Annotated in this window: 12 protein-coding genes; 3 read left to right on the top strand and 9 right to left on the bottom strand. The window is 62.5% G+C overall.

Annotation, left to right across the window (positions count from 1 at the left end):
• Positions 1-58: 58 nt before the first annotated feature.
• Positions 59-403 carry an antibiotic biosynthesis monooxygenase family protein gene (locus H9K75_RS05360; protein ID WP_187725044.1) on the bottom strand — a complete coding sequence of 115 codons (345 nt, stop codon included), beginning with the start codon at positions 401-403 and terminating at the stop codon, positions 59-61.
• Between the two features lie 55 nt (positions 404-458).
• Positions 459-1,670, bottom strand: coding sequence for a BaiN/RdsA family NAD(P)/FAD-dependent oxidoreductase (locus H9K75_RS05355; RefSeq protein ID WP_226858685.1), 1,212 nt, complete (start codon positions 1,668-1,670; stop codon positions 459-461).
• Here H9K75_RS05355 and H9K75_RS23535 point away from each other — a divergent pair.
• Positions 1,587-1,796 (top strand): hypothetical protein, encoded by a 210-nt coding sequence (locus H9K75_RS23535; protein ID WP_226858799.1) that lies wholly within the window; start codon positions 1,587-1,589, stop codon positions 1,794-1,796. The two genes, H9K75_RS05355 and H9K75_RS23535, sit on opposite strands and share 84 nt — an antisense overlap.
• Here the strand turns inward: H9K75_RS23535 and H9K75_RS05350 are convergent.
• On the bottom strand, positions 1,768-2,895 hold the full coding sequence (locus tag H9K75_RS05350; RefSeq protein ID WP_187725043.1) for a sterol desaturase family protein: 1,128 nt from the start codon (positions 2,893-2,895) through the stop codon (positions 1,768-1,770). The two genes, H9K75_RS23535 and H9K75_RS05350, sit on opposite strands and share 29 nt — an antisense overlap.
• A gap of 99 nt (positions 2,896-2,994) precedes the next feature.
• On the opposite strand from H9K75_RS05350, the gene H9K75_RS05345 reads away from it, so the two are divergent.
• Positions 2,995-3,474, top strand: a complete 480-nt coding sequence (locus H9K75_RS05345; RefSeq protein WP_187725042.1) for an acyl-CoA thioesterase — start codon at positions 2,995-2,997, stop codon at positions 3,472-3,474.
• 34 nt (positions 3,475-3,508) lie between these two features.
• Here H9K75_RS05345 and cobA read toward each other — a convergent pair whose 3' ends face one another.
• Both cobA and ybiB read right to left on the bottom strand, forming a co-directional pair.
• Positions 3,509-4,315 carry a uroporphyrinogen-III C-methyltransferase gene (gene cobA, locus H9K75_RS05340; protein WP_187725041.1) on the bottom strand — a complete coding sequence of 269 codons (807 nt, stop codon included), beginning with the start codon at positions 4,313-4,315 and terminating at the stop codon, positions 3,509-3,511.
• Positions 4,300-5,238 carry a DNA-binding protein YbiB gene (ybiB, locus tag H9K75_RS05335; RefSeq protein WP_187725040.1) on the bottom strand — a complete coding sequence of 313 codons (939 nt, stop codon included), beginning with the start codon at positions 5,236-5,238 and terminating at the stop codon, positions 4,300-4,302. The genes cobA and ybiB overlap by 16 nt, the downstream gene beginning before the upstream one ends.
• Before the next feature lie 94 nt (positions 5,239-5,332).
• Between ybiB and H9K75_RS05330 the strand changes: the two genes are divergently transcribed.
• Positions 5,333-5,965 (top strand): putative glycolipid-binding domain-containing protein, encoded by a 633-nt coding sequence (locus tag H9K75_RS05330; protein WP_226858537.1) that lies wholly within the window; start codon positions 5,333-5,335, stop codon positions 5,963-5,965.
• Here H9K75_RS05330 and H9K75_RS05325 read toward each other — a convergent pair.
• From H9K75_RS05325 to H9K75_RS05315, 4 genes are all read right to left on the bottom strand, one after another.
• Entirely contained in the window at positions 5,958-6,581 is a 624-nt protein-coding gene (locus tag H9K75_RS05325; protein WP_264293975.1) for a Dyp-type peroxidase, read from the bottom strand. The genes H9K75_RS05330 and H9K75_RS05325 overlap by 8 nt on opposite strands.
• An 82-nt stretch (positions 6,582-6,663) precedes the next feature.
• Positions 6,664-6,924 carry a Dyp-type peroxidase gene (locus H9K75_RS23530; protein WP_226858536.1) on the bottom strand — a complete coding sequence of 87 codons (261 nt, stop codon included), beginning with the start codon at positions 6,922-6,924 and terminating at the stop codon, positions 6,664-6,666.
• A gap of 134 nt (positions 6,925-7,058) precedes the next feature.
• The gene (locus H9K75_RS05320; protein ID WP_404826429.1) at positions 7,059-8,672 is read right to left on the bottom strand and encodes an efflux transporter outer membrane subunit; all 1,614 of its coding nucleotides are present in this window, start codon (positions 8,670-8,672) and stop codon (positions 7,059-7,061) included.
• 2 nt (positions 8,673-8,674) lie between these two features.
• Positions 8,675-11,860: an efflux RND transporter permease subunit gene (locus H9K75_RS05315; RefSeq protein ID WP_187725038.1), complete on the bottom strand. Its 3,186-nt coding sequence runs from the start codon at positions 11,858-11,860 to the stop codon at positions 8,675-8,677.
• Positions 11,861-11,867 lie beyond the last annotated feature (7 nt).

Raw genomic sequence — 11,867 nt, 5'->3', positions numbered from 1 at the left:
GGGCTGCGCTTCGGAAGCCTGCATGCGCTTGTTCGTGACGCTTTTTTTATTAATTCACTCAGCCGTGAAACTGCCGCGCATCGGCAGGTGCCTCGTCGCGCTCGTTGAGTCCGTAGTCGCGCAGCACCTGGGCCACCCGCAGGCGGTAGTTGGCGAACACCCCGGCGCGTCCCGCGGACTGGGCCGAGCGGTGGTGTTCAACGGCGCGCCATCCAGCGACTGCCTGCTCGTCGCGCCAGAAGGAAAGCGACAGCAGCTTGCCCGGTTGCGTGAGGCTTTCAAAGCGCTCGACGGAGATGAAACCATCCACGCGCTCCAACTCGGGGCGCAGACTGGCGGCGATGTCCAGATAGGTCTGGCGATGGCCCTCAGCGGGTTCGACCTCGAAAATCACGGCAATCATGTCTCGCGCTCCTGGTTGGAATGGGAATACGCGAATGATGCATGAACGCCGCGTTTTACGCAGCGCGCTCTGCAGCAAGGCTTTGCGCACATGCATGCGCGCTCGCCCAGGCCCATTGGAAGTTGTAGCCACCGAGCCAGCCGGTGATGTCCACCACTTCGCCGATGAAGAACAGCCCGGGCTGCGTCCTAGCTTCCATGCTCTGCTGCGACAGAGCGCGGGTGTCCACGCCGCCGAGAGTCACTTCGGCCTTCTTGTAGCCCTCGGTGCCGGTAGGAATCAGTTCCCAGCGCGAGAGCTTTTCGGCGAGCTTCGCGAGCGCCTTGTCGGATGCCTCGTTGACCGGCCGTTGCCAGTCCGCGCTTTGCTGGCACCATGCATCCGCAAGCCGTGAAGGCACGTGGGCTGCGAGTTCGTTGGCGATCAGCTTGCGCGAACGGACCTTGGCCGCCAGCAGTTGCTCGCCCATATTTTCCGTCGCTGCGAGGTTGATGGCCAGCGGCGTGCCGGGCTGCCAGTAGCTCGATATCTGCAACACCGCAGGGCCCGAAAGCCCACGGTGCGTGAACAGCAGGTCTTCGACGAAGGCCATGCGCTCCTTCTTGCTGCCGGTGCTGATTTCGACCGGCAGCGCCAGGCCGGCGAGCTGCGCATAGGGCTCCCAGGCGGCGCCATCAAAGGTCATCGGCACGAGCCCCGGGCGGCGCTCGATCAGCGGCAGATCAAACTGTGTCGCAATCCGGTAGCCGAAGTCCGTTGCGCCAATCTTGGGAATCGACAGCCCGCCCGTGGCAATCACGACGTTGTGCGCCGACACCGCGCCCCTGCTGGTTTCAAGCGCATAGCGCGCCACGTCGTCATCCGTGCGACTGACCGACGTCACCGCGCACGGCTGCCAGCGCTCGACCTTGCCGTCGGCACACTCGGCCAGCAGCATGGCAATCAGGTCTTCGGCGGAGCGATCCGCGAACAACTGGCCCTTGTGCTTTTCATGATGGCCGATGCCGTGCTTGTCCACGAGCGCGATGAAATCCGCTGGCGTATAGCGCGACAGGGCCGAGCGGCAGAACTGCGGGTTCTGGCCGACGAAATGCTTGTGCGGCGCGCGCACGTCCAGGTCACGATTGGTGAAGTTGCAGCGCCCGCCGCCCGAGATGCGGATCTTCTCGGCCACCTTCTCTGCATGATCGATGAGCAGCACCCTGAGCCCGCGCTGGCCCGCATGCGCGGCGCAGAACAAACCGGCGGCACCGGCTCCGATGATGATGGCGTCGAAATGATGGAATGTGTAGACACGGCAGAAACAAAAAAAGCGGGTTGCCCGTTGGCGAACCCGCGATTGTCTCAGCTTGTGGAATCGGGCCTCAGCCCTTCCAGACAAACGGAAACTTGAGTTGCTTGAAAAAGCCGTTCGGCACGTAGTCGCCAAGCACGCCGTATTTTTCGGGCCAGAGCTTGTCGCTTTTCACCGCCGTGCCAAACAGGTAGTCGATGAATGCGAAGTGCGCGGCGTAGTTCTTGTCGAGTGCTTCCTGATCCTGGCTGTGGTGCCAGTGGTGAAAATTCGGCGTCACGATCACATAGCGCAGCGGACCCAGGCGCACGCTCACGTTCGCGTGGTTGAACACGGCCTGGAAGCCGACGATGATGATGTAGGCATCAATCACTTCCTTGGAAAATCCGAGCACGTAGATCGGCGCGAGCACCAGCGTGCGGGTGATCAGCAACTCGAGAATGTGCTGGCGCGAACCGGCCATCCAGTCCATGCTTTTCACGCTGTGATGCACGGCGTGCAGACGCCAGAGCACGGGGACTTCGTGGTAGGCGCGATGCGTCCAGTACTGCACCAGATCGGCCACGAGCACGATGAGAAACAGTGCCACCCAGAAATTCAGATTGGCGATCCAGCCGCGAATGCCGTCGTTGGCGGCCCACCCGAAGAACTTGTGCACCATCAGATTGGTGGCCAGCAGCACGAAGCCGACGACCATGTGGTTGACGATGAAGTGGTGAAAATCGGTCTGCCATTCCTCGCGAAAGACGGGCTGGTCCTTGCGCAGCGCAAACAGCTTTTCGATGAAGATGAAGATCAGCGAAGAGCCGAGCAGATCGAGAATGAACCAGTCGAGCCCAATGTAGGGCGTGTCGCTCGGGAAGTTCGGATCCACCTCGACCTTGTGGCCGCCCAGAAACGCGGTGATGGCCACAAGAGCGAACGCGAAGCTCGAAAGCCAGCGCGAGCGGTTGAACAGAATGTTCACGAGCGACAGGCCACCCGCAATCACCATCGCGCCGAACATCACGTTGCGCAGCATCGAGACGTCGTAGCTCTTGCGCAATTCCGGCGTGGTCAGGTATTGCGGGAAGTGAAACGCCAGCACGCCCAGAAAGCACAGGCAGGCGAGGGTGAGGGCGATGACGCCGGTGATCAGTCCACGGCCCTTTTTGAGCTCTCCATGGCTTCCTGTGAAATCGTTTAGTTTTTCCAGCATGATTCGCTCAAGGGTTGTCCCGCCTCAATGTCTTAGTGTGTGAGAGTTTATCTAAATGTGATCCATGTCTATGTAACCGCAAATTTATAGAATGCGGCGATGGACCTTCCTTCACACCAACTCAGCATGACGGTGCTCATGTCTCCGGACATGGCGAACTTTTCCGGCAACGTACACGGCGGGGCGGTGCTCAAGCTGCTCGATCAGGTGGCATATGCCTGCGCGGCGCGCTATTCCTCGTCCTACGTCGTCACGCTCAGTGTCGATCAGGTGATGTTCCTGCAACCCATTCACGTGGGCGAACTGGTGACCTTTCTGGCGAGCGTGAACTACACCGGCAATTCGTCGATGGAGATTGGCGTGAAGGTGGTGGCCGAGAATATTCGCTCCCAGATCGTGCGCCACGTGAACAGTTGCTTCTTCACCATGGTGGCCGTGGACGAAAACCGCAAGCCCGCCAAGGTGCCGCAGCTCGCGCCGGGTTCCGACGAAGAAAAACGCCGATGGTCGGCCGCGCAGATCCGCAAGCAGTTGCGCGGTGAATTTGCGCAGCGCTTTGAACAGGCGAGCAAGGGCTGAGGCGCTCACGCGCACGCAATCGTCCTGGGGCTGATCAGGCGATCCGCGCGCACTCCCCGTCGTTGTCGTCATTCCGGGGCTGCAACGCAACGACCCCGCGCACCACATCGCCCACGACGATGATCGACGGGCTTGCCAGGCGGTGTTCCTCGATCGTGTGGCGCAACTCCCCGAGCGTGGTCACCACGTGGCGTTGCTGGGGCAGGCTGGCGCTCTGGATCACCACCGCGGGCGTGTGCGCGGGCAGGCCGTGCAACAGTTCCTGCTGGATATGCGCTGAGCCGCTGATGCCCATGTAAATCACGAGCGTGAGTTTGGCGTCATGCGCCGTTTTTGCGATCTGGCGCCAGTCCGTGCCGGTGTCGCCGGGTTTGGCGTGGCCGGTGAGAAACACCACGCCATGCGCATGATCGCGGTGGGTGAGCGGGGTGTTCAGCGCGGTCAGTCCGGCCAGGCCCGAGGTGATGCCGTTGATCACCGTGGCCGTCACGCCCGCTGCGCGCAGGGCTTCGATCTCCTCGCCGCCCCGCCCGAAGATGAACGGGTCGCCGCCCTTCAATCGCACCACGGTTTCCCCGGCCAGCGTTTCGTTGACCATGAGCCTTTCGATGAAGGCCTGCGGAGTGCTTTTGCAGCCGCCGCGCTTGCCGACGTGAACAATGCGCGCGGTGGGCGAGGCGTGATCGAGCACCGCAGGATTCACGAGGTCGTCAACCAGCAGCACGGTCGCCCTGGCAATGGCCTTGACTGCCTTGAGCGTGAGCAGCTCAGGATCACCGGGGCCTGCGCCGACCAGTGTGCAACTGCCTTGGATTTCGGGCGGAGTCACTGTATTGCGCATGATGTGGCCTGCTCCTGATGAACGCGTTGCGCGATTTCGGCAATGTATTGAACCTGCTGTGCGAGAGCCGGCGGCACCGGCAGCTCGCCATCGAGCACCCGCCGGGTGTAGCGCGCGGTGCTGGCCACGTCGATTTCGGTTGGCAGCCCAGGCACTTCGCTGGCCGTGCCGGGGCCTTGGTCCTGCAGCAGCAGATGGCTGCCGTGCACGAAGGCGTCATAGCGTGGCGAGCGGCGCGGATCGGCGGCCACTTCGCCTTCAAGACCACGCGAGAGCACGCCGCTCATGCCGAGCGCCGAATAGGTTTCGCCCAGCGTCTGGAAATATTCGGGATGCGTGTAGCTGCTGATGACCAGCGTGTTCGAAGCCCCCGGATTGATGAGCTTGACCACGCTGTGCGCCGGGTTGCGCAACCCGATGACCTCACGCGCGGCCAGCAGATCGGCGAGCCTGGGGTGCAGATGGCGGGTTTCGATATGCGCGACTTCGCCGTTCGCCAGCGCACGCGGCGCGGTGCCCGGCGCAATGCCGAGCGCCGTCAGCACGTCGGACGCCAGCACGCGCCGGGCCTCGGTGCGCATGCCGTGCAACAACACCGGCAGGCCCTCTCGCGCCAGCAACAGCGCAAGCAGTGGCGTAAGCACCGGCAGCTTGCGCGCGCCGTTATAGCTGGGCAGCACGATCAGCGGTTTCCCGGTCGCGGGAAACCGGGAAATGCGCGCGTGCGTGGCGTCTAGAAAACCGCACATCTCCTCCAGCGTCTCACCCTTGATCCGCATTGCAATGCAGAACGCACCCATCTCGAGATCGCTGACTTGGCCATCGAGAATTTGACCGAAAAGATCGGTAGCCTCGGCGCGATCCATCGCCTTCGCGCCGCGTGCGCCGCGACCGATTTCCTTGAGATAGTGACTGATGCCCATGATGGGGGATGGCAGGTGAGCAAAATGAAAACATGCATATTGTGCTGCATGTTTAATGACTGATGGTTATATGGGATTGCTTGGAGCCACCTCCATGCACAATGCCGCCATGTCCTTCACGCGGAGTGAAATCGTGCACACAGTTCTTTGGACGTGTCTGGATAAAAATGGGCAGGATGCCTGTCGAGTCACCCAAGTCAGTGACGGGTGGAGCATCGAGGGAACGGCGGTTTTTTGCCATCAGACTGCTGCGGTGGCAAGTCTTTCGTATCGCGTGGCCTGTGACCCTGATTGGGTCAGCGCCAGGGCTTTCGTACAAGGCTGGGTCGGCACGAACAACATCGATATGAGCATCGTCCGGGAACCAGGGCACCGTTGGTTCATCAACGGTCGGCACGACGATTCTTTGGACGGCTTGAGGGATATCGATCTCGGCTTCACTCCAGCCACGAATACCAACGCATTGCGACGTTTGAACCTGAACGTATCCAGGTCTTCGACTTCCGAAGCGGTATGGCTGGATTTTGAAGACTTGCGAGTGAAGCGGCTCCATCAGGAATACACGCGTGTCGATCCGCACACCTATCTCTATGCGTCACCGTTGCATGGTTACCAAGCGCTGCTCAGGGTCACGGATTCTGGAATTGTTTCCGAGTATCCGGGACTCTGGAGGATGCGCGAGTATTTTGAATCGCGTCAGGGCAGGTTGCCGACGCAGCCTACTTGAGCGCCGCCCCGGCCATCGCCTGAAGAAGCGGGCGCGCGGGCGCGAAGAACGTGGTTCCCGTGTGTGGCGTTGAAAAATCCAGCAGGCGATCATAGGAACCAGCCGGTTCGCCGACATACATGCGTTGCAGCATTTTTTCGATCACCCAGAGATAGCGGGAGTAACCGATGAAATAGGTACCAAACTCGTTCGCGCCCGCTCGGCCAAAGGGCATGTTGTCTCGCAGGATGTCGTGTTCGACGCCCTCCGCATCGACGACCGTGGCAAGCGACTTGTGGGACTTCTGGGGAGCGGCGTCGTCGTCAATTTCCACATTGTCGATCTTGGTTCGGCCAATGATCTTTTCCTGCAAATCGTTGGACAACTGTTGCCATGCCGTGAGGTCGTGGAGGTATTTCTGAACAACCACATAGCTGCCGCCGCAAAACTCGCCGTCTTCGTCACCCACGAGCGTTGACGCCGCGAGATCCAGACCGTTGGGATTGGCTGTGCCATCCACAAACCCCAGCAGGTCGCGCGCATCAAAATACCGGAAGCCCTGCACCTCATCGACGACGCTGATGCTGCTGCCAAGTGACTGGAGCAAGAGCCGTTCAAACTCGAAGCAGATGTCCATTCGCGCGGCGCGAATGTGAAACAGCAGATCGCCGGGGTGGAGGGGGCGTTGTGCCGGGCACCCTGGATGGCTTCAAAGGGCTTCAGTTCCTGGGGCGGGCGTCGGGATGCAGTCGCTGCCAGAAATCACTGCCAATGCCTGCGATGCACGAGAGTCGTGCATCGAGGTCGCGAAAACCGACGGTTTTCACGAGGTCATCGATACCCTCCAGGGTCTTGCAGGCGCTGGTAAATGCATCCTGAGACGGGCCGACCGTCACGACCAGAAAAATCGTTGCCTTGGAGAGGGGAGCGTCGATGCTTTGCGCATCGATGGGAACTCTGTCACCGCGATTGTTTGTCATATGCAATTGTTTTGAAGAAGGCGATCTGTTGAAGGCCCTGGGTCACCACGATCATCCAACTCATTATGCTGGCAAGCGCCTTCGATCCGTAAGCCTGTCCGTGTGTTCATCGCTTTTTGCCTACCCGACAGTGCCTATGGCCGGTTCGGCGGCAGCCGTGTGTCGGCCACGTCCTCGCGATCAAGCGCGCCGTCGCCCCATTGACCGCCCAGCACCTTGTAGATCGTGATGCGGTTGACCTGTTCTGCCAACTGCAGCGTGATCTGCGTTTGCTGCGCGGTGTAGAGCGAGCGCTGGGCGTCGAGAACCGTGAGGTAGTTGTCGGCGCCGAGACGGTAGCGGGCGTCGGAGAGTTCAAGCGTCTTTTTGGTGGACTCGACCATCGAGCGCTGCGCGTTGAGGCGATCATCGAGCGTGGAGCGATCAGCGAGTGCGTCCGACACTTCGCGGAATGCGGTCTGTACGGTTTTTTCGTACTGCGCAACGGCGGTGTCGCGCGCGACTTCGGCCACGCGCAGGTTGGAGCGGTTCCTGCCCGCATCGAAAATCGGCAGGCGGATCTGCGGAATGAACGACCACATGCCGTTGCCCGCGTCGAACAGGTGGGACAGCGCGTTGCTGCCCACGCCGATGGACGTGGTGAGCGTGATCGACGGGAAGAATGCCGCGCGGGCCGCGCCGATGTTGGCGTAGGTGCCGCGCAGCGTGTGTTCGGCGGCCTGCACGTCCGGGCGTTGCAGCAGCACGGACGAGGGCAGGTCCTGCGGCACCGACAGCAGCGCGGCGACGGGTTCGGGCAGCATGACCTGCACGGAGGCGAGGCGTTCCGAACTGCGCGGGCCGGTGCCGAGCGGTGTGGGCTGCGTTCTGGTGGCAGCGGCAAAGGCCACGCTCGCGGGCAGCAGGGATTCGTGCACCGAGTCGCCGACGAGCAGTCCGAGCGCGTTGCGGTCACGCGCGAGTTGCGAGGTGTAGGTTCCGACATCGACGCGCGCCGAGTCCACGGTGGAGCGCGTCTGCGCCAGCGTGAGGCCATTGGCCGCGCCGAGTTCGTGGCTGCGCTCCGTGAGCTGCAGCGATTCGAGGCGCGTGCGCAGCGTTTCGCGCGCGAGTGCCAGGCGGCGCGCATCGGCGTCGAGCGTGAGCCAGGCGTTGGCGATCTCGGCGATCAGGCTGAGCTGCACGCTGCGGCGGCTTTCGCCGGTGCGCAGAAACTCCTGCAGCGCCGCTTCGTTGAGATTGCGGACGCGGCCAAAGAAGTCGATCTCGTAGCTGCTGAATCCCAGTTGTGCCGTGTACTGGCCTGCCACGTTGGAGCGGCCCGCTGCGGTCAGGTCGTCCGCAGTGCGCGAGCGGCTGCCCGCGCCGGTGGCCGCAACCGAGGGGAAAAGACCGGCGCGTTCGATACCGTATTGCGCGCGCGCCTTCTCGATGGCAAGAATCGCCACGCGCAGGTCGCGGTTGTTGTCGAGCGCCTGACGGATGAGTTCGCGCAGGCGCGGCTCGGCGATGAAGTCCTGCCAGGCCATCGGACCGGATTGCGCGGTGACGCGCACGGCGGCCTGCTGATCGGGGGAAAGCGCCGCCGTGGACTTGGCATGTTCCAGGTTGACCAGCACCGGCAGCGGGGGCTGCTCATAGTCTGGAGCCAGCGACATGCAGGCCGAGAGCATCAGCGGCGTGCTCAGCGCGACGGCGTAGCGCCAGCGAAGGCGCGCGCCGCGCAGGGGGTTCGGTTCCATCGTCATCATCATGGTGCGGTATGCGGCGTGTCGTTCGGGCCAGGGGCCGGGGCGGCAGGCGTTTCGGTCGTTGCCTTTGCCTTGCCGCGCGCGAACAGGCTGCGGATCACGAGAAAGAATACCGGCACGAAGAAGATGCCCAGCAAGGTGGAGAAGATCATGCCGCCCAGCACCGCCGTGCCAATGGCTTGGCGGCCACCCGCTCCCGCGCCCGTGCCGATGGCCAGCGGCAGCACGCCGAAGCCGAACGCCAGCGACGTCATCAGGATCGGGCGCAGTCGCATGCGCACTGCCTGCAGCGTGGCATCGACGATCTGGACGCCGCGCTCCTGCAGTTGCACGGCGAATTCGACGATCAGAATCGCATTCTTCGAAGCAAGGCCGACGGTGGTGAGCAGCCCGACCTGAAAGTACACGTCGTTGGCCATGCCGCGCGTATAGGTCGCAATCAGCGCGCCGATGACGCCGAGCGGCACGGCCAGCATCACCGAGAACGGCACGCTCCAGCTTTCGTACAGCGCGGCCAGGCACAGGAACACGAACAGGATCGAAACCGCATACAGCAGCGGCGCCTGCGAACCCGACTGGCGTTCCTGTAGCGAGGCGCCGGTCCATTCGATGCCGATGCCGTTCGGCAATTTCTGCACGATGGTTTCGACGGCCTTCATCGCATCACCCGAACTCACGCCCGCAGGCGTGTTGGCGAGCATTTCCAGCGCGGGGCTGCCGTTGTAGCGCATGAGTTGTGGCGAGCCGGCCGTCCACGACGTGGAGGCAAACGACGAGAAGCGCACCATCTCTCCGTTCCTGTTGCGCACCGACCATTGCAGGATGTCCTGGGGCAACATGCGAAACGGCGCGTCGGCCTGGATGTAGACGCGCTTGACGCGGCCGAAGTGGATGAAGTCGTTGACGTAGTTGCCGCCCAGCGCGCTCGAGAGCACGGTATTGATATCGGTCATCGAGAGCCCCAGCGCGGCGGCCTTGCGGTCATCGATGTCCACCTTGAGTTCGGAGGTGTCGTCGAAGTTGGAGGTCCGCATGTTCAGCAGCGCCGGCATGTTGCGGGCTTCGGTGATCATGGTGTCCTTGGCCTTCATGAGTTCGTCGTGGCCGAGACCGTTCAGATCCTTGAGCATGAAGTTGATGCCCGAACTCGAACCGAGACCGCGTACGGCGGGCGGCAGCATCACGAAAATGCGGGCGTCGCGGATCTTGCGAAGCTCCTGCGTGGCCTTGTTGGCGATGGCTGCGGCCGACTGGCTCGCCAGCGGTCGCTGATCCCAAGGCTTCAGACGAACGAACATGTTGCCCGAGTTCTGGTTGCCGTTCAGGCCTGAGATGGCATTGACGCGGTCCACTTCGGGAATGGCGCGGAAATAGGTCGTCATCTCGTCCATCACGTCCTGCAGGCGCGCGTCGGTGGCGCCGGAGGGCAGGGTGATGCTGGCGGTGACGAAGCCCTGATCCTCATCGGGTAGGAACGAGGTCGGCAGGCGGTGAAACAGCCACGCCACGACGCCGATCAGCAGGACAAAGATCAGCATCATGCGGCCCGTGCGGCCGAGCAGCTTGCCGACGGAACTCTGGTACCAGTTGGCCTTGCTGTCGAACTGGTGGTTGAAGGCGCGAAAGAACCGGTCGAGCAGCCCGAGCGGGCCCTTGCGGATTGGGCGGTCATGGTGACCATGCGCCATCGGCTTGAGCAGGGTAGCGCACAGGGCCGGAGTGAGCGTCAGGGCTACGAACACCGAAAGGCCCATGGCGGCCACGATGGTGATCGAGAACTGGCGGTAGATCACGCCGACCGAGCCCGCAAAAAAGGCCATCGGGATGAACACGGCGGACAGCGTGAGGCCGATGCCGACGAGCGCGGGCGTGATTTCCGCCATCGACTTCTGCGTCGCTTCCTTGGGCCCGAGTCCTTCCTCGCTCATCACGCGCTCGACGTTCTCGACCACCACGATGGCATCGTCCACCAGCAGGCCAATCGCCAGCACCATCGCGAACATGGTCAGCATGTTGATCGAGTAGCCCATGGCCGAGAGCACACCGAAAGTGCCGAGCAGCACGACCGGCACGGCAATCGCGGGAATCAGCGTGGCGCGCAGGTTCTGCAGGAAGACGAACATCACGAGCGTTACCAGCACCATGGCTTCGGCAAGCGTCTTGACCACTTCCTCGATGGAGGCGCGCACGAACGGCGTGCTGTCCGAACTGATCACGCCCTTGATGCCGTCGGGAAAATAGACCGAGAGTTCGTTGAGCTTCTTCTGTACGTCCTCGGCCACCTTCATCGCGTTGGCGCCATCGGCCAGCACGATGCCAAGGCCTGCACCCGGCTGGCCGTTGAGAATCGATTTCACCGTCAGGTTGTCGCCTTCGAGCGTGACGCGGGCGACGTCGGCCATGGTCACGACCGAGCCGTCCTGCGCGGACTTCAGCACGATCTCCTTGAACTCGTCGATCGTCTGCAACTTGGAGCGCGCGGTGATCGTGGCGTTCAGCATCTGGCCCTTCACGGCGGGCAACTGGCCGAGCTGGCCGGCGGACACCTGCACGTTCTGGTTGTTGAGCGCAACCACCAGATCGGAGGGCATCAGCGCGTATTTCTCCATCAGCGCCGGGTCCATCCAGATGCGCATCGCGTAGTTGGTGCCGAACACGGTCACGTCGCCCACGCCGTCCACACGCGCGATCACGTCGACCACGTTGCTGGTCAGATAGTCACCAATGCGCACCTGCGTGACGCTCGGGTCGGGCGAGGTGAACACATAGGTGACCAGATAGTCGTTACCGCCCTTGTTGACGAACACGCCACGGCTTTTCACCGATTCGGGCAGCCGGTTGATGGCTCCTTGCAGCTTGTTCTGGGCCTGCACCTGCGCCACGTCGATGTTGGTGCCGGGCGCGAACGTCAGCGTGGTGCGCGAGCGACCGGCTGAATCGCTGGTCGAGCTCATGTAGAGCAGATTGTCCAGCCCCTTGAGCTGCTGCTCGATCACCTGCGTGACGGAGTTTTCCACGGTCTCGGCGCTGGCGCCGGTGTAGATCGTGTTCAGGGTCACGCGCGGCGGAGCGATGTCGGGATACTGCTCGAGCGGCAGCGTCCAGATGGACATCGCGCCCGCCAGCATGATGACGATGGAGAGCACCCACGCAAACACGGGGCGGTGGATGAAGAACTGAGCCATGGGGAGT

This window comes from Diaphorobacter aerolatus (assembly GCF_014489535.1).
GTDB lineage: Bacteria > Pseudomonadota > Gammaproteobacteria > Burkholderiales > Burkholderiaceae_C > Diaphorobacter_A > Diaphorobacter_A aerolatus.
This window is presented reverse-complemented; position numbering and strand designations above follow the sequence as displayed.

Coding starts and splice junctions, on each gene's coding strand:
- H9K75_RS05360 (WP_187725044.1), bottom strand. CDS start 403: ATGATTGCCGTGATTTTCGAGGTCGAACCCGCTGAGGGCCATCGCCAG.
- H9K75_RS23535 (WP_226858799.1), top strand. CDS start 1,587: ATGATCGATGAGCAGCACCCTGAGCCCGCGCTGGCCCGCATGCGCGGC.
- H9K75_RS05350 (WP_187725043.1), bottom strand. CDS start 2,895: ATGCTGGAAAAACTAAACGATTTCACAGGAAGCCATGGAGAGCTCAAA.
- H9K75_RS05345 (WP_187725042.1), top strand. CDS start 2,995: ATGGACCTTCCTTCACACCAACTCAGCATGACGGTGCTCATGTCTCCG.
- cobA (WP_187725041.1), bottom strand. CDS start 4,315: ATGCGCAATACAGTGACTCCGCCCGAAATCCAAGGCAGTTGCACACTG.
- ybiB (WP_187725040.1), bottom strand. CDS start 5,238: ATGGGCATCAGTCACTATCTCAAGGAAATCGGTCGCGGCGCACGCGGC.
- H9K75_RS05330 (WP_226858537.1), top strand. CDS start 5,333: ATGCACAATGCCGCCATGTCCTTCACGCGGAGTGAAATCGTGCACACA.
- H9K75_RS05325 (WP_264293975.1), bottom strand. CDS start 6,581: ATGGACATCTGCTTCGAGTTTGAACGGCTCTTGCTCCAGTCACTTGGC.
- H9K75_RS23530 (WP_226858536.1), bottom strand. CDS start 6,924: ATGACAAACAATCGCGGTGACAGAGTTCCCATCGATGCGCAAAGCATC.
- H9K75_RS05320 (WP_404826429.1), bottom strand. CDS start 8,672: ATGACGATGGAACCGAACCCCCTGCGCGGCGCGCGCCTTCGCTGGCGC.
- H9K75_RS05315 (WP_187725038.1), bottom strand. CDS start 11,860: ATGGCTCAGTTCTTCATCCACCGCCCCGTGTTTGCGTGGGTGCTCTCC.